This is a genomic window from Clostridium sp. C8-1-8 (assembly GCF_009928445.1).
GTDB lineage: Bacteria > Bacillota > Clostridia > Clostridiales > Clostridiaceae > Clostridium_AR.
Genome location: NZ_JAABNO010000006.1, coordinates 25,436 through 43,996 on the forward strand (window position 1 = coordinate 25,436; position 18,561 = coordinate 43,996).

General features: G+C 31.3%; 16 protein-coding genes. 4 read left to right on the forward strand and 12 right to left on the reverse strand.

Going from position 1 to position 18,561, the window contains the following annotated elements:
• Positions 1 to 114: 114 nt before the first annotated feature.
• Entirely contained in the window at positions 115 to 858 is a 744-nt protein-coding gene (locus GXK57_RS08190; protein ID WP_243156395.1) for a hypothetical protein, read from the reverse strand.
• A 155-nt stretch (positions 859 to 1,013) separates the two neighbouring features.
• Between GXK57_RS08190 and GXK57_RS08195 the strand changes: the two genes are divergently transcribed.
• Positions 1,014 to 1,340, forward strand: coding sequence for a HesB-like protein (locus GXK57_RS08195; RefSeq protein WP_128215368.1), 327 nt, complete (start codon positions 1,014 to 1,016; stop codon positions 1,338 to 1,340).
• A gap of 129 nt (positions 1,341 to 1,469) precedes the next feature.
• Here the strand turns inward: GXK57_RS08195 and GXK57_RS08200 are convergent, their stop codons facing one another.
• From GXK57_RS08200 to GXK57_RS08215, 4 genes are all read right to left on the reverse strand, one after another.
• Positions 1,470 to 2,114 (reverse strand): hypothetical protein, encoded by a 645-nt coding sequence (locus GXK57_RS08200; RefSeq protein ID WP_160674216.1) that lies wholly within the window; start codon positions 2,112 to 2,114, stop codon positions 1,470 to 1,472.
• A gap of 280 nt (positions 2,115 to 2,394) precedes the next feature.
• Positions 2,395 to 3,729 (reverse strand): VWA-like domain-containing protein, encoded by a 1,335-nt coding sequence (locus GXK57_RS08205; RefSeq protein ID WP_160674219.1) that lies wholly within the window; start codon positions 3,727 to 3,729, stop codon positions 2,395 to 2,397.
• A 28-nt stretch (positions 3,730 to 3,757) separates the two neighbouring features.
• Positions 3,758 to 4,885: an AAA family ATPase gene (locus tag GXK57_RS08210; RefSeq protein ID WP_160674222.1), complete on the reverse strand. Its 1,128-nt coding sequence runs from the start codon at positions 4,883 to 4,885 to the stop codon at positions 3,758 to 3,760.
• Between the two features lie 15 nt (positions 4,886 to 4,900).
• Entirely contained in the window at positions 4,901 to 5,677 is a 777-nt protein-coding gene (locus GXK57_RS08215) for a hypothetical protein (RefSeq protein ID WP_160674225.1), read from the reverse strand.
• Between the two features lie 422 nt (positions 5,678 to 6,099).
• Between GXK57_RS08215 and GXK57_RS08220 the strand changes: the two genes are divergently transcribed.
• On the forward strand, positions 6,100 to 6,684 hold the full coding sequence (locus GXK57_RS08220; RefSeq protein ID WP_160674228.1) for an NAD(P)H-dependent oxidoreductase: 585 nt from the start codon (positions 6,100 to 6,102) through the stop codon (positions 6,682 to 6,684).
• 92 nt (positions 6,685 to 6,776) lie between these two features.
• Here the strand turns inward: GXK57_RS08220 and GXK57_RS08225 are convergent, their stop codons facing one another.
• Positions 6,777 to 7,574, reverse strand: coding sequence for a GTP pyrophosphokinase family protein (locus GXK57_RS08225; RefSeq protein WP_160674231.1), 798 nt, complete (start codon positions 7,572 to 7,574; stop codon positions 6,777 to 6,779).
• 378 nt (positions 7,575 to 7,952) lie between these two features.
• Here GXK57_RS08225 and GXK57_RS08230 point away from each other — a divergent pair, with 378 nt between their 5' ends.
• Positions 7,953 to 8,735, forward strand: coding sequence for a DUF2225 domain-containing protein (locus tag GXK57_RS08230; protein ID WP_160674234.1), 783 nt, complete (start codon positions 7,953 to 7,955; stop codon positions 8,733 to 8,735).
• A gap of 382 nt (positions 8,736 to 9,117) precedes the next feature.
• A complete protein-coding gene (locus tag GXK57_RS08235; protein WP_160674237.1) occupies positions 9,118 to 10,083 on the forward strand; it encodes a methyl-accepting chemotaxis protein in 966 nt (321 codons plus the stop codon).
• Positions 10,084 to 10,126: 43 nt separating this feature from the next.
• Here the strand turns inward: GXK57_RS08235 and GXK57_RS08240 are convergent, their stop codons facing one another.
• The 6 genes from GXK57_RS08240 to tyrS form a co-directional block, all read right to left on the reverse strand.
• Positions 10,127 to 12,613 (reverse strand): DsrE/DsrF/DrsH-like family protein, encoded by a 2,487-nt coding sequence (locus tag GXK57_RS08240; RefSeq protein ID WP_160674240.1) that lies wholly within the window; start codon positions 12,611 to 12,613, stop codon positions 10,127 to 10,129.
• A 111-nt stretch (positions 12,614 to 12,724) separates the two neighbouring features.
• Positions 12,725 to 13,021, reverse strand: coding sequence for a metalloregulator ArsR/SmtB family transcription factor (locus GXK57_RS08245; protein ID WP_160674243.1), 297 nt, complete (start codon positions 13,019 to 13,021; stop codon positions 12,725 to 12,727).
• A gap of 288 nt (positions 13,022 to 13,309) precedes the next feature.
• Positions 13,310 to 13,996, reverse strand: coding sequence for a metallophosphoesterase (locus GXK57_RS08250; protein WP_160674246.1), 687 nt, complete (start codon positions 13,994 to 13,996; stop codon positions 13,310 to 13,312).
• Between the two features lie 7 nt (positions 13,997 to 14,003).
• On the reverse strand, positions 14,004 to 14,270 hold the full coding sequence (locus GXK57_RS08255; protein ID WP_160674249.1) for an EscU/YscU/HrcU family type III secretion system export apparatus switch protein: 267 nt from the start codon (positions 14,268 to 14,270) through the stop codon (positions 14,004 to 14,006).
• A gap of 124 nt (positions 14,271 to 14,394) precedes the next feature.
• Positions 14,395 to 16,653 (reverse strand): hypothetical protein, encoded by a 2,259-nt coding sequence (locus GXK57_RS08260; protein WP_160674252.1) that lies wholly within the window; start codon positions 16,651 to 16,653, stop codon positions 14,395 to 14,397.
• 461 nt (positions 16,654 to 17,114) lie between these two features.
• A complete protein-coding gene (gene tyrS / locus GXK57_RS08265; protein WP_160674255.1) occupies positions 17,115 to 18,335 on the reverse strand; it encodes a tyrosine--tRNA ligase in 1,221 nt (406 codons plus the stop codon).
• Positions 18,336 to 18,561 lie beyond the last annotated feature (226 nt).

Consider the following 18,561-nt stretch of genomic DNA (forward strand, 5'->3'; position numbering starts at 1 on the left):
AATTTCAACAGTACTTTATCAAAACCTAAATTTTATACTACCTAGTACAGTAAAAAATCACCAATGTTATTTTCATTAGTGATTTTTCGATCATTTACACTTTTTTATAGTTTATTAAAGCACTTTTGAAAACTTATCTAATATACTCTCAACAAGTTTTTCATCTAAAGTTTTAAAACAACCTATATATCTAGAGTCATTAAACCGTTCAAATAGATCCTTAGCCATCTCCATCCAAACCTCTGGTATATATATCCAAGCTATTTGCTCTATTCTGCAGCTCAATAAGAAATGTTCCATTCCCCAAAACAAATAGTTTTCTATATTATGTAACTCATTAAATTTAATATAGTGTTCTACAACATCTTTTGATAACTCATATCCATAAATATCTACAAAGAAATAATCAAAAAACTCTTTTTCGGCTTCAAAGGCATCTACATTTATAATTGTGACCTTTTCATTCTTGCCAAAGTTAGACTCATATAAATTTATTATATCTTCATCTATTTCATAAACAATTATTTCTTCTACCTCTTCTTTATTTAATATTTCTTGAAGGAAATATCCCATTCCCAAACCTACAATACCGACTTTTCCTTTTACTTTTCTTATTGCTTCAAAAGATCCCTGAACTTCTTTAGGTGAAATCTCCATATAGGCTTTTCCATTATAACTCAGTTCTAATATGTTCAGATTCTCATCACTATAAGAAAGGCCATCCTCTAAGAAAAGATAACCTTCAAGTTTGCTTAGAAATTTTTCTTTTATTATCTTCCCATTAATGCCTGAACCATTTAATTTATCATAGTATTTCTTTAGTTTATCAATATAAAATCCCTCTTCAAATGGAATCATTCTGTCCCCTCAATTCTATAATTATATTTATATTGTATCATTTTTTCCAACATATTCAATAAATATAATAAAGTAAACCTATTGCAATTAATGGCTATTAGGTATATACTGAAAACAAGTTTTAAATACTATTTATTATCAAGTAGGTGATATTTATGGAAAAAATAACAATAAGCACTCCAGCTTACGAGGAATTCAAAGGATTTCTAGATGAAAATGAAATCGACAATTACAGTATTAGAATAAATCTTGCAGGCTTCGGATGCAGTGGCCCTGTGTTTAATATTTCTGTTGATGAATCACATGAAAATGATATTGTAGAAAAAGTTAATGATATTACTTTCCTAGTTGAACCTAATTTAGTTGACGAATTCGGCGGCTTCATAATACTATCAACAGAAGAAAATGATGGTAGAGGTTTATCTTTAAAACCTGTAATCGAATCTGAAGGCGGTTGTGGAACTTGTGGCGGTTGTCACTAATCCATAACTCTTTACCAAATAATTTTCCTCGTAAAAGGAAGAGATAAATGATATCTCTTCCTTTTATTTTTTACTATTTAATAAATTTTAATCTTACTATATACATTGAAGCTCGTACAAATTATAATGTTACGCTTTAAATTCAAAATTCGAATACTTGTTACTTATATTAAAAACATTATTCAACATATCTATCCAGTAGTTTTTACCTTCTAATTTATCTTTCATACCATCATAAGTTCCATCACTAGAATTTTTCTTTATGGTATTCTTGAAATAACTATCTAGCTCTTTTGAAAAATCATTCATCTTTTGAAAGTTTAACAAATCATTGGTTTTAAGTTCGATCTTATCCCCACTTAAGCTAATATTACTTTCAACAAATTTATTCATATATAATTTAATTTTACTAACAGTATCATTAGTTACATCATAATCTATATTTCCATCATCCTTAACCAAAAGCTTTTTGGAAGTTTTATAATAAGAATAATCATCCATCAACCCCCAAATTGAAAGATACAGTTGATCATATTGAGAAGACATTTTTACAAGATCTGTTTTCAGTATACACTTACTCTGAATAGAATTCGTTAAGATATCCTTTATAGTTTCATTTCGATGAACTATATCTTCAAGCTCGTCAGAAGATTTTTTACCTATTCTTTCCTTATATCCCCCATTATCAAAGCTTAAGAAAACATTTACAATAAAACTTATTAGTAAAATCATCACAATAAAACTAATGTATTGTGAATTTTTAATCTTGCCCATATAAATCTCCCCCCGAGTTTACAAGGTTTAAGACAAACCACCCTATATTATAAAGTCTCTTATTCCCCTACGTATCAACATCAACTCTATAAACTACATTTTATCACATCATATACCCTTCATCTATACCATGTAATAAGAAGATTATGAATTTTTTATTAATTTAGCTATATAAGGTTACATAATGTAACTTTATATAGCTATATGATAAATTATATTAATATATCACTTTATATTAAAATTTATAATCCATAGAAGTTTCCCATTAATGTATACAAAATCACCTTGCCCAGTCATGTATAACTTCTCTCATTGCTTGAAGCCCGTAATCATATCCATACTTTTCTGCTTCTCTCCTTGAAAGTCGCTTAATTACCCCGTAAGACTTCTTCAGACTAAGCTCTTCTTTTCCTGTAAGTACCCAAAGTATATCTTTATTTATAGGTTTAACTGAAAGCTCCACCTCTCCTACTCCATCAGTAAAATATATTAGAATATGATTTCTCATATTCTCTCTCTTCATATATTCAAATACCGGCGAAAATCTAGTAGCACCACTTTTATTGGAACGCTTTTTTATATCCTTTGGTGATGATAGCTCATATATTCTCCTTATATCACTGTCACACTCAATTACAGTTATATCGGCACTTCTACTCTTTGATATCGCCAGGATTTCAGTCATTATATTATTTACCTCTTCATCAGACATAGAAGCACTTATATCTATAGCAACTAAAATCTTTGGCAATATACTTGGAAGCTTACCTCTTAAATCTAGCCTTTCTGGCTGTCTTCTATCTTTTCTTGTTATGGTTTTCTTATAGCCACATCGCACAGATGGTATGAGTTTCTTTAGATAATCGTTCCACTGTATCTCAGGTTTTGCATCAAGCGATAATATATACTTTTCTATATTCTTAGGAGCTTTTCCTTTGTAAGCATTTAAGGCAGTCCGTTTCTTTATCTCTTTTAGAAGATCTTGAGAAACACTAACACTCTCCCAGGTATCATGAGCACTTTCTACATCAATACTTGTAACTATATTATCTTTAGTCTTTACTATAGCTTTCTTCCCTTTCTTAACTATGGCCTTTTGCAATTCCTCTGTATATTGCTCCATAGTCATATCCTCTTTCAGCTCAAGATCATACTCCAAATTTACTGTATATAATCTATCGCACCAAGATGGTAAATGCTCTATATACTGGTTAACCGCAATATCCATGGCTTTGCTTAATGCAATCCTAGAATACTTATCTCTTAAACCTCTTTGCCTTTCATAATGGCCAAGCATTATATGATATATCTCGTGTTTTAATAGAGCCTGTATTTCTTTTAGCTCACACTGAAGTAATAGCACTGGGTTAAAGTACATGTTGAATCCAGAAAGCGTGGGTTCAGTAGCTATAGGCCAAAATATATCCAATCTTATTCCTCTTTTAACCTGAATTAGAAACTGACCAAAAAAGTTATCTTCTTTTTCCAACATACTTAGTATTACTTGCTCCAAAAGCTCATTGAAGTTCCTTATAAAGCTTTCAGTTACATCTTTTTCACTTTCCCACTGAGTGGCTACTCTAAGTAATTCTCTTCTCCTTATATCGAAGTTCATTGATTATCACATCCCTACATAGAGAAACTTATTCGTATATATCAAAGAAAGCCTCTAAAAAATCATCAGTATCTAAAAACTCCTCATAAAGGCCATCGGAATAGTAATCGCTTTTTATTTCCTTCATTATTCCAAGTCTTAGATCTTTAGGATATACCTTTAAAAGCTCTGAAAAGACAGATAGCTTATTCTTCCTAGAGTCACTTATTCCTTGTAAAAATTCTAAGCAATTTTTAGCTATTATATATAACCTAGAATGGCTTTCATTTTTTATTCTCTCTTTAATTTCAAAAGACAACACATCATCCTCAAATATGTCCTTAGCTGTAATAAGCGGAGTTTTTAAACTGTTTATGAAATTAATAAAATCACCTGCGATATTAATTCCTACATTCCCCTTTACTACATTATAAAAGACATCAAAAGCTATGATATCTTTATGATTTAGATAAACCTTATATGCTTTAGATATTCTCTCCCAGCTTCTAGGCGTAGCCTTTATGCTATCTTTAGAGTCTGGTGTGTGAAGATATTCCGGGAAAGTTGATATAAATTGAATTATATCTCCGTGAACTTGTCCTTTTCTCATGGCCCATTTTATCCAAGACTTCACATCTGACTCCATATTAATCCAAACGAACCTATCTTCTTGGGCAGGATCCATATCTACAACTTGATAATCACTTTCTTCAAATCCATCATATTTATTGGAAGGATTCATTGCTGCTACAACATTAACCCTATCAGAAAGCTTGTAGCCGTTTATCTCTCTATTTAGTATTAAATTCATAAGTTCTTGCTGAACTGCATGTTCACATCTATTAAGTTCATCTATAAACAATAATACAGATATATTTGCTGCCCCCTCTAATGCATCGTCAACCTCAACTAGTTTTGAGTGAGTTGCATATATAGTAGTTCTCCTCTTAACCTTCTTGCCATTTATGATATAATCCCTGTCTTCAACAGTAGGCAGCCCACCAATTTCACCTTCCTTAAGAAGATTTGCATCAATATTAACCAAATAGTATTTATTTTCTTCACAGAGCTCTTTAATAAGAGAAGTTTTTCCTATTCCACTCTCCCCTATAATAAGAGGTACATCTCCCGCCTCTAGAACTAACTCTACTGTTTTTAATGCTTCTCTAAAATTCATTTCCAGTCACCTTCTCTACATAGATAGCTTATAATCAACTAATATTTTTTTTGCAGTTTTACTTCCATATTCACAAATAAATTTAACTTTATTCATATCTAAAATCTCAAGTTCTAGATAATCTCTTACATAAACCGGGCTTATATCCTCTTTCTCAAATTCCTCCATTAGCACTTCAACTACCATATCAACATCTATACTATCATGAATATACTTAACTACCTTTATATTGTCTCTTATAAATAGCTTTATATCTTCATAATCAAAGTTAGAAATATAGTTTATAGCCTCTTCACTGGACTTAACAGCAGCCCTTTTTGCATTAATGGTTGGATTATCTATAAACCTTATAGCTCCCCAGTAACTTTCTATAGCTTTAAGCTGAACTTCTTCAGAAGGATTCTTTATATACTTAATAGCATCATAATCCTTTGATACAGCTGAGAGTTGTAATTCTACATTAGGATTTTCTACAAACTGTATAGCCCAGCCTTTGGCTTTAACAGCTTCCGCCACAATCCTGTCAGTCTTCTTTCTTATAACCTTAAGCGAATTCCAAAGACTCTTTACAGCCATTATAGCTACGTCTTCCTGCACATCTTCAATATATTCTATTGAAAGAGGGTTGTTTTTGACGGCTTCGTATTGTACTTCATGTTCTGGATTTTTTATATATTGTATAGCGAACCCATTTTTCTTTACAGCAGCTAGTTTTAATTCTAAGCTTGGGTTCTCTAAGTTTCTTATGTAGATAGGGTTATCTAATACATTTCTTAATTCATTATCAGCCATAACTTAATTCCTCACTCTCTAAAATACATATACTTTAATTCATCTCTTAATGCAAAGTGGCATTTTTCCAATAAATTCTTAACTTTTTAAGTTTCTAAATTTTTAAGTTCTTAAATTCTTAAATTCTTAAATTCTTAAAAATCTAACACCATAAACTATAAAATATAGCCTAACAATAATATAAAACAGAAAAATTTATTTATATGCAAACTTTACCTTATAATATAACTATATATTACTTAATAGTAATTATCAAATATTTGTAATAAACTTACAATCCTTTTTTCTTTTCAAAAAGATCTATCCATATACTTTTTTATTGTTTCTAGTATAAACATGGTTTTACATTGAAAAAATACAACAGATGGATCCTTATCTGAAGCGTTGTGATTCATCAATAATATAACAATAGGAGGATCTTTATGAATCATTTAATAATTTTTGCACATCCAAATCAAAAAAGCTTCTGTAAAGGAATACTGGATACTGTAGTACAGACTTCTGAAGAAGCAGGCGCTGCTGTAAGGGTTAGGGACTTATATCAAATAAACTTTAATCCAGTGCTAAAGCCAGAAGATTTCGTAGCTTTTCAAAGTGGTAATACTCCAATGGATATTAAAGAAGAACAAGAACAGATAAACTGGGCAGATGTAATAACCTTTGTATTTCCTGTGTGGTGGGCATCAGTTCCGGCTATATTAAAAGGTTATATAGACAAAGTCTTTTCCTATGGCTTTGCATATGAATACGTAGACGGAGCTCCAAATGGTCTTTTAAAAGGTAAAAAAGTAGTTATATACTCAACAACTGGAACTTCAAATGAGATGTATGCTGCCAGTGGAATGCATAAATCCATGGAACAAACTATAGGTCAAGGTATCTTTAACTTTAGTGGTATAAAAGAGGTTGATCATACGTTCTTTGGAGCAGTACCTTATGTTACAGATGAAATTCGTAAGGATTATCTAGCAGATGTAAGAAGAATAACCATGCAAAATTTAAGATAATTATAAAGTATGCTCATTAAATCATTAGGCTAAAAACAAAATGAGCCCCTATAACATCAGCTAAATTTAATAAATAATGAAAAATAGAAGTACTAATCTGTACTTCTATACTTTTCTATATCTCTTTGGACCTGGTGAAGAAGACTATTCAACTCCCAGACCTCACCTTCTTCTATTAGTTTATTTAGCGAAACTTGATACCTAGATGCCTCAGCAAGCTTACCAATAGACATAAGGCTTAGAATATTATTCATTATAGTTGATATAAGGTCTGATTTTACTTCAAATAACTTTTGCGCATCCTTTATTTCATCCTTTATCTCAAGCATTTCTTCATCTAATCTAAAGGCCGCATCTGCTGCACTTTTAAGTTTTTGCTTTATCTCAGCAGGAATCTCCTGCTTATATTTATAATTTAAAGAATGTTCTATGGTTGCCCAGAAATTCATAGCCAAGGTTCTTATCTGAAATTCTGCTAATATGACCTTTTGTCCTTCGGCCATATTTACAGGATACTTTATTATCATATGATAGCTTCTATATCCACTGTTTTTAACATTTGCAACATAGTCTTTCTCGTACAATATTTGCATATCTTTTCTTTCTCTTATGATTTCCACAACCCTTTGTATATCATCAACAAACTGGCACATTATACGAACACCAGCTATATCCTCCATCTCATATTGGAGTCTATTCAAAGGAATGTTAAATTTATTTGCCTTCTCTAAAATACTGGAAACCTCTTTTACTCTTCCTGTAATAAACTCAATAGGTGAATATTCATTTTTTCGTCTATATTCTTTTCTTATACTCTTTAGCTTAACTTTTAATTCCTCAACAGCCTGTTCATAAGGTGTTAGAAATTCCTTCCAGTTTTTTATCGCCATAATATCACCTTTTCATAATCACTTTTATATAAAACAGTTTCAAATAGAGATTTTACTTAATCCATACATTTCATAGCAAACTAATACTTACTAACAAATTGTAATATTTACATAATTGCAAATGAAATCAACTTATATAATTATATCAAAATATAATTTATGTGTAAAAATTTTTATAAATATTACGATAATTAATTATACTCCAAGTAGAAAAGTATATAAATTTAGAGTAAAATTATATTAAACTTACGATTAAAATTTGTATTTTGTGAATAAAAAATAGTTAGCAAATCTTTAGCCCACAAATGCTGATTTTAAAGCACTTTACAAAATATGTCAACTATTTTTTAAAATTCACTTATATTAAGAGGTGTAACTATGGATAAGATTTTTTCAGGATTAGAGAACTTGGGATTTGATAACTTGAATAATATAGATTTGTATAAAAAAGAGGACAAACCAACTGGTTCAGTTATAAAAAGTAAAGAAATTGATCCCGCTTCTTTTTTATATGACAGAGAGTGCTTTTGCCCAGTATGTGAAACAAAATTCAAGGCTCGTTCCACAAAAACTAATGGTCCCAGAGTTCAAAGTAAGGATTCTGACTTATTTATAAGGTATTCTGTGGTAAACCCATACTTTTATGATGTTGTAGTTTGTCCAACATGTGGCTACAGTGCTATGAAGGCTGATTTTGATAAACTAAAATCCTATCAGATTGAAGCAGTTGTAAAAGGAGTTTCTACAAAGTGGAACAGAAAGAATTATCCTGCTATTTACGATGAAAAAATAGCTATTGAAAGATATAAGCTAGCACTGATAAATAGTGTAGTTATGGATGGAAAAGTTAGCACTAAAGCAATGATATGCCTAAAAATAGGCTGGATGTATAGACTTTTAGAAGATAATTCAAACGAAAAGGCATTTTTAACTAAGGCAGTTGAGGGCTTTGAAAAAGCATATATTTCTGAAGATTTTCCTATATACGGCATGAATAGATTTAGTCTTATGTATCTAATCGGAGAGCTTTATAGAAGAATTGATCAAAACGAACTTGCAATACAGTGGTTCAGTAAGGTTATAACCAGTATACAATGTCCTCAAAAAGTTAAGGATATGGCTAGAGATATGAAAGATTTAATCAAGGAAGAGCATTTGTAATTTTAGTGGTTCTTTTGTTAAATAATATAAAATCGCAGTTTATTTTTTTATATTTATGATATAATTATATTAAATATATTTAATATAATTAATTTTTTCATATTATAAACTCATCGTAGAAAAATACTTTAGCTAGGAAATATAAATTAAGTTTCTAACTCAACTATTTTTCATACGCTCTAAACTTGTAGGGATAGGGCAAATATAAATAAAATGTTGCTTTAGGAACCTTTATATAAAATCTATTTTAAACCTAAGACAAAGTATATTTTAACAAAATAATTTCGGTATACTTGCAATTACTTAATGTTGCAAGTATCTATGGACTTTATTTAATAAAATAACAGGATTAACATTAACTATTAGATCAGGGGGGTTCGCAATGGGATTATTTTCAAAGAAGAAGGAAATTCAAAATGAAATCGCAGTTACCCATACAGAAGCTGAAGTTACAAGTGCACCAATCAATAGTATTGACTCGGTTGTAATGGACAAACTAATTAGGCTTTCTGATAATGCTTCTAACGTTTCTCATAATATTGAGGGGATAACAGATTCTATATCAAACTTAACCGCATCTACAGAATCAGTAAACGAAGAATTACATACTGCTGACGGAATGCTAAGAGGCTTTAATGAATCCATGGAAGCTTTAGCAATGAATATTAACAATGTACATATTTCTGTTCTTGATACTGATGAATTGGCTGACAAAGGGATTGTGACTATAAATTCCTTAGATTCATCTCTTAAAGAACTTCAACAATCTTTCCAGGTATCATATTCTACAGTAAATGAACTTGTATCAAAGCTTGAATCTGTTAATATGATAACTGACTCAATCAGCCAAATAGCTAGTCAAACTAACTTACTTGCTCTAAATGCTGCAATAGAAGCTGCAAGGGCTGGTGAAGCTGGTAAAGGCTTCTCAGTAGTAGCTGGTGAAGTAAAAAAACTTGCCGAGAACTCAAAGCAAGCTGTACAAAGTATAACTAAAATTTTGGATGAAATAAAAGTAGATATCCTTAACGCTTCTTCTGCAATGACTGGAGGTAATACAGCAATAGTTGCACAACATGACACAATTTCTGAAACAAAGGAAACATTTACAAATATAAAGAACTCTATAGATGGAGCTACTACAGAAATCAGTGATTGCTTGGTTAACCTTGTTTCTACTGCTGAGCAAAAGGACAACCTGATAAACTTTGTAGGAAATATTTCCACACTATCTAAAGAAAATGCAGCTTTAGCTGAGGAGATAGCTGAAACTTTAAATAATCAGGTACATTCATTATCAGATTTTTCTAATAATGTTAAGGAAATCGAAAGAGATATAAAGAGATAGTAATGAAACACTTCAGCTTAAAAACTGAAGTGTTTCATTATTTTTATACAAATAAATTTACATTGGAATCCTCAGCTTCTCCTAAATAGTATCCAACACCGCCATAGTTTATTCCATCTAATAGTTCTTCTTTTTTTATTCCCATAACGTCCATGGACATGGTGCAAGCCACTATGTTAATACCATTATCAAGGGCAGCTTGTATCAGGTCTTCTAAAGATTGTATATTTTTATCCTTCATTACTTTTCTAATCATTTTAGCACCTAAACCAGCCATATTCATCTTAGAAAGTGTAAGTTTTTTACTTCCTCTTGGCATCATAATGCCAAAGGCTCTTTCTATAATATTCTTATTAGATTTAACCTTTTCTGGCTTTCTGAGTATGTTTAATCCCCAGAAAGTAAAGAACATAGTTACATTTCTCCCCATTGCTGCAGCACCATTTGCTATAATGAATGAAGCTATGGCCTTATCTAAATCACCTGAAAAAACCACTATCGTCTTTCCATCATTTACAACCTGATTACTTGTGATTGCTGTTTCGTTGCTTTCGAAAACACCCTTTCTAATAGAAGCTTCAATTATACCTTTAGACTTTCTTATATCTATAACTTCATTGTTTGTTCTTTTACTCCATGCCTTAATATCCTCATAAAAGCCAGGGTCTGAAGCTCTAATGTTAAGAACATCCCCTTTATCTAACATATCAATAGAAGCCTTAACCTTCATCAAGGGTCCTGGACAGCTAAGTCCACAGGCATCTAACTCTACAGTTTTACCTTTACCAATAAGACCTTCAGCTTCATCAGATATATCTAAATTACAGATTTGTTGCAATCCATCTTCATTGTTAAAACTTTTAGTTTCTAACAATTCTTCATCAACTTCATATTTCGATTGTATATAACTCTTATAGCCTCCAGATAAATTTTTTACTATAAACCCATTTTGGCTTAATATCCTAGATGCTACGTAACCTCTTATACCAACAGCACAATATACCAGAATTTCTTTATTCTTATCAAGTTCATTCAGTCTCTCTCGTAAAGTATCAAGAGGAATATTTCTTGATCCTTCTATTGCTCCATTCTCTACCTCGAGCTCTTCTCTAACATCTAGTAAAATCTGATTTTTATTATCAATTTTATCAAGTTCCTCGGATGAAACTACATTAGATAAGCCTCTGAGATTATTTTGAGCTATAAACCCAATCATATTTGCCGGTGATTTCGCCGAAAGATACGGAGGAGCATAGGCAAGTTCAAGTTCTGCAAGATCACTAACTTTTGCATTAAACTTTATAGCAGTTGCTATAACATCAATAAACTTATCCACACCTTCATATCCTAAAGCTTGCGCACCTAGTACCTTACCATCAAAATCATATAAAAGTTTTATTGAAAGCTGAGTTGCTCCAGGATAGTAGCTTGCATGAGACATAGGATGTGCATACACTTTATTATAGTTTATCCCTATTCTCTTTAGAGTTCTTTCATTGTTGCCAGTAGAAGCTGCTGTTAAAGAAAATATCTTTAAAATAGATGTACCTATAGTTCCATTGTATTCTGAACTTACTCCGCATATATTGTCAGCCGCTATTCTTCCTTGTCTATTGGCAGGTCCTGCTAAAGGTATAAAAGTTTCACCTCCATTAATATAATCCTTAACAGCAATGGCATCTCCTACAGCGAAAACTCCTTCCACGGAAGTCTTCATATGAGAGTCTACTAATATATGACCTCTTTCTCCTAACTTTATTCCCGACTCTTTTATAAATGCAGTGTCTGGAGAAACTCCTATAGCCAAAATAACCAAGTCTGCCTCAACTTTTTTACCGTCATTTAACGAGATTTCTACTCCTCTTTCATTATCTCTGAAGCATTTAACTCCATTATTCAATATTAGAGATAGGCCGCTATAGATAAGCTCCTTCTCTGCTATAGCTGCCATTTCTGAATCAAAAGGTGCAAGTATATGAGGAGCAGCCTCTACTAATGTAACCTGAACCCCTCTTTCAGTAAGACTTTCAGCCATCTCTATACCTATAAATCCACCACCGATAACAGCTACCTTTTCAGCACTGTTTTTATCAATAATAGCTTTTATCTTATCAGTATCTGCCACATTTCTTAACGTATATATCTTATCATTGCTAATCCCTTCTATATTTGGTCTTATCGGCTTTGCACCAGGTGAAAGAATAAGGTAATCATATGTTTCTACATACTCACTCTTATCATTACACCTCACTCTCACCTTTTTATTAGTAGTATCAAGCTCAATAACTTCACTATTAACTCTCACATCTATATTAAATCTTCTCTTCATCGCTTCAGGAGTCTGAACTAATAACTTTTCTCTCTCTTTTATAGTTTCTCCTATATAATATGGCAATCCACAGTTAGCAAAGGATATATGCTCTCCTTTTTCGAACATTATAATATCAGCAGTTTCATCTAGCCTTCTAATTCTCGCTGCGGCAGAAGCACCACCAGCTACTCCCCCAACTATTAACACTTTCTTATTCATCTTGCACCTCACTAATTTTATTATTTATAGATGTAAACAGTTAGTACTAAATCAACTTAATGCTAATTAGTTTTAATATATATAAAAACTTTTGCTAAATATAATGTTTTACTATAAAGCTAACTTATCAATTTGCATTATTGCTTTAACTATACTAGCTATCTTTCTATCACATACCCTATAAAACACCTCGCTTCCACTTCTCTGACCTTCAATAATTCCATAAGCTCTGAGTTTCTGAAGATGCTGTGAAACTGTAGATTGCGGCAAGCCTAAACATTCTTGCATATGACTTACGTTACACCCTTCATTCTCTACTAATCCTTTTATTATGCAAAGTCTAACAGGATGAGCAATTACTTTAAGCAACTCCGATATATCTTCTAGTTCTTTATAATTCATATCCATAAATATTCTTCACTCCATTTAACATTTGTATATTAATATATTTATATATTAGAATATTCTAATATACTTGTCAATAGCTTTTCTTTTATATATTTATTGCTAGCAACATCCCATTAATTCTTTCACTTTCAAACAGTAAGGTCAACCAGATATTATGACTTTATACTTTCCTATGCATAAAAAATTCGCTGAAGCAATTTTCTTCAGCGAATTTTTTTATTTTTTGTATAACCTATATCTTTCAGAGAATTCATAATAAATATCTTAAATGAAATCTAAGTTTTAGATCTATAGTATCTTTACGGGATTAAAATTTATAAAATCACAAGAAGTCATCACATATTCAACACCATCATGCATACCATTGATAACCCTAGAAAGTGCTGGACCATGTAGATGACCATATATAACTCTCTCCACCTTGTATTCTTTAAATATCTCTGTAAAAGCAGACTTTTCAAATTTTTCATTGGTAGGAGGATAGTGTATCATACATATAAATTTTTCGTATCCAGCCTTCTTTGCAGCATCTAGTGATAACCTTAATCTTATTTGCTCTCTGGAATAAATTTTTTCATCACGAGCAGAAAACTTATCACTTCCTGGACAAATCCACCCTCTAGTTCCACAAATTGCAAAGTCTTCATAAGAGAAGAAGTTATTCTGGATAAAATGCATGCCTTCATACATTGAATTGAGCTTAGATATACTGCTCCACCAGTAGTCATGATTTCCCTTTATGATTATCTTTCTCCCTGGAAGATTATTAATCCAATCAAGATCATCCTTACTTTCATCTGCAGTCATGGACCATGAAATATCTCCACCTATTAAAACCGTGTCTTCTTTACCTATTTTACTTATCCAGTTTTCTTTTATCTTTTCATCATGTTTATACCAATTCTGGCCAAAAATATCCATAGGTTTATCAACATTTAATGCAAGATGAAGATCCGAAATAGCATATAGCGCCATATTAAATTCACCTTTCGTCAATTAGTTTATCTATATCAGTTACATAGGCTATTACATGGGCTACAGCTTCATAAAGTTCATAGGGTATACTATCTCCAACATCCACATTTGATAACATATCTGCTAACTCTTTATTATAAACGACAGGTATTTTACTTTCTTCTGCCTTCTCTATTATCTTATCAGCAATTACACCAATACCTGCTGCAGTTACTATAGGAGCTTCCATATTACTTTCATACTTAAGTGCAGCAGCTTTTTTCCTTTGGTTCATATCATCACACCCTTTGCCTATTGCATCTATCGACATGTAACCTTACAGCCTGATTAATATTTATAGTTATAGAATAATTTATCTCATATATAATTATAACAGATAAATATATAAATTATATATATTAAACAGTGACATTTATGGCAGATATATTCTTATCATCGAAAAAGTTTCTACAGTTCACCAACGTAACTTCTTCAAGTTTCTTAGATACTACTATATTAGATACAAAACCCATATCTTTCAGTGCATTATTCAATTTAGCTTTTCCTAGCTCTAGAGGCTTAACAAATCTTTCTTCACACTTAATATCTACATTAAGTATCTTATTTTTAAGATTTAAGTATCCATCTATATTACCTAAATTAAATGTCTTTACAGTTACTACCAGCTTAACATTAGTAGAATCAACTTTTTTACCGTCTTTTCTATTATCCTTTATTATAAGCTTGCATGGATAGTCCTTTTCTCTAAGCTGTAAGGGAAGATCTAAGCAATAGTATTGATTATTTATACTATTAAACACCTTAAAATCATTTATATTATTCTTTAATAGTTCCATGACTTTTTCTCCAAGCTTTTCAGAAAATACTCCTTCAAGCTGGCTCTTTATGTTACTGTTGATTTTATCCAAAACCTTAGCTTTTGTATTTTCATCTAAGTTTTTTATCTTATCTCCTAAAAGCTTGTCCAAACCGTCCTTATTTAACAGGTTTTTAACTATATCAGTTTTCGAATCAATATCAGATAGATCACTTTTATTTGTATCTATAACTGTTTTAACATCATTAGCTCCAATGTCTACTTCTTTATATTGATCTTTTAGAACACTCTCAACTATATCATCTAGAGATTTACTCAAACTACCCTTAGAAACACTTGTAACGTCTTCTAATTTAGATAATATACTTTTAAGCATATCTTTTATTTCAACATTTCTTCCAGATATCTGATTTTTTATAACTTCATTACTAGAAAGCTTAGCTCCTACTTCTATTTTCCCATCCTGTTCAGAATTAGTTTCTGTCATAAAATCATTGTCAGTAACAATTTCTTTCTCTAAAACTGCAACTGCAGAATTATTAGTTTGAGAATCTGATAAACCCCTAGAGCTATTGTTATTATTTATTTTATTAGTAGAGTCGTTAAATTTATTGTTCTCTACCTTAGATTCATTAATAAGTCTTACTACATCTTGTAGCTTATTAAAATCCTTATTAGATATATTAATTCTTCTATCTAAAATCTTATATATAGCATCCTCAACATTTGCTTTAGTAACTTGTCCATGTTCGTTATCAGCCGAAACCATAGCTTCCTTAATTGTATTCATTATATCTTTATCAGAAAGAGCTGCTACCTTGTTATCTAATGTTTCATATTCGCCATTCAATACAAAGCTACTCTTATTATTAGATAGTACATCTCTCAATGTATATCTCAATATATCGTTGTCATTTGCAGTCATGGATTTAAGAAGCTGAAGTATGTTTATTTTATTATTTCCAGAAGAATACAGGGTGTTAAGCATCTTTGCTTTTACATTATTAGAAGCTAATTCGCTTGGCGTTGCCTCAGTGCCAAATTTAGCATCCGAGATGATTTTATCCTGCATTATTGCTTTAGGTGTGATTTGTTCCTTATAAGTTGAATTATCAGGTGATTGTAACTCTAAACTTTTAAGTTCAGTAGTTATACTACTTATGTCCTCAAAAACTTTAGAAAAATTTTGTGATAGTTTTTTAAAACTTTCTATATTATCCGAAGTTAAATCTATACCACTTTCCATCATCATCATCAATTCATCTTTATTTAAAGAATTAAAACCAACGAAAAAGTCTCTAAGAAGCTTTTGTGCCTTTTTACCCTCTTCACTGTTTTTATCCATTCCCTTTATAGCAAGATATCTTTCTATAAAAATATCTGCTTCTTTTGAATTGCCTTGAAGCTTATCTTTAAAATTCATAATGCTTTTAAGTCTTACTATGTTCTCTCTAGTAATGTGCATATCAAACTTTATCATAAGCTTTACTACATCCTTATCTTCTGGAGACAATCCTTCTGATTTGATAAAATCATCTATGGGATCAGATGCAGTGCTTCCACCTTTATCATCCCCACTTATAAGCTTAAGTTTTAACTTACCATCTACAAAACCCTCAACTTGAAATCTAACTAAACCCTCTTTCATTTCCTCTATAGGCGTATCAACTTCAGCGGCAAACTGCCAACCATCTACTAGTTTGACCATTACCTCTTTTTTGTCATCTAAAGCCTTTACCACTCTTCCAGAAAACTTTTCTCCTACTTCAAATGTAAGTTTTGAAGATAGCTTCTTATTCCCAGTGCTATATACATTATTTACATTCCAAATCGCTGGCATAAGCTAATCTCCCCCACAAAAATTATAACTTTTAACTATTTCAAACTACGAACTAATTAATTGCATTTTATACTTTATACCCTCCAAATAGCCCCACTACACTATTATTTTTTAAATTATTACAGCTCCATTCATAATTTTATTATCGAGTATAAGAGGAGCTTCCTTTAATAGTAAATAATGTCCTATATCCATAATCCTACTAACAATTTTTCTTTTTTGCTTTCTCCAATATGTACGGGACATCAACACATAATTATGCACAGCTTTATCTAGGATATAATTTTCTAGGAAAAAGACGAGGTTTTTAATTATACTTTTATCAGTGCTTTAAAATTCATGTGACATTCCTAAAAAATAAAAAACAACCACTTCAACACTAGATTTTTTAATTCTAAAAGTTTCTTATAGAAGTCTAAAAACATAAATCTAGATATGAAGTGGTATATCTTTATATAAATTTATTCTAATCCAATTTTATTGTAGTTTTTCTTGCCTCTTTTTATAAGAACCGCCCCGTCCTTAAAGTCTTCAGCAGTTAATTCTCTCTTAAAGTCTGTAACCTTCTCACCATTTATTGATAGGCCACCTTGTTGAACTAGCCTCTTTCCTTCAGCTTTTGAAGGTATTATTGCAGTCTCAGCCAAAACCTCTAAAAGTGATGTACCAAGCTTTTCTTTGGTTATAGCTACTGTTGGCACATTAGTCATATCACTTCCAGCTCCGAATAAAGCTTCTGCAGCACTTTGAGCTTTTAAAGCTTCTTCTTCTCCATGAATTAACTTTGTAACTTCAAAAGCAAGAACTTTTTTAGCGTCATTTATAGCAGCATCCTTTAAAGCTCCTAGTCTCCTTACTTCATCCATAGGTAAGAACGTTAATAAAGCTAAGCATTTTTCAACATCTGCATCTCCTACATTTCTCCAGTACTGATAAAAATCATAAGGAGAAGTTTTCTCAGGATCTAGCCATAAAGCTCCATTTTCAGTTTTACCCATTTTCTTTCCTTCACTATTAGTAAGTAAAGTACAAGTCATTGCAAAAGCTTCTTTTTGCGACTTTCTTCTTATTAGATCAACACCTGCAATCATATTTGACCACTGGTCATCTCCACCAAGCTGCATCTTACAGTCATACTTTGTATTCAGCTCATAGAAGTCATAGCCTTGCATTAGCATGTAGTTAAATTCTAAGAATGAAAGACCTTTTTCTAATCTCTGTTTAAAACATTCTGCAGTAAGCATTCTATTTACAGAAAAGTGTGTACCAACTTCTCTAAGGAAATCTACATAATTTAAGTTGAGAAGCCAATCAGCATTGTTAGCTAGAATAGCCTTTCCCTCTGAAAAGTCAATAAATTTCTCCATTTGCTTTTTTATGCAGCTTACGTTATGTTCTATTTGTTCCTTTGTAAGCATTTTTCTCATGTCAGTCTTACCACTTGGGTCCCCAACCATAGCAGTTCCACCACCAATAAGCGCTATTGGTCTGTGGCCAGCTTTTTGCATATGAGCCATAAACATCATAGCAATAAAATGTCCTACATGAAGACTATCAGCTGTTGGATCAAAACCTATATAAAAAGTTATTTTCTCTTTCTCTAATAATTCCCTAGTTTCATTTTCATGAGTAAACTGTTTTATGTACCCACGCTCCATTAACTCATCAAGCACTTGCGCCATTAAAATCCCTCCAAATCTTGAGACATAAAATTGTTTAATTATATGTCCATATGAAAACCAATAATTATAGTATATAAATATTCCAATTATTTATCAATTAAAAATTATTTAAAGTGAATAAAAAAGTAGCTGAAATACACTAGGATAAAATTGTAATTGACCTAGACAGTAAAAAAATGTAGCCATTATGTAGTACTATTACTAATTCTACATAACGGCTACCCAA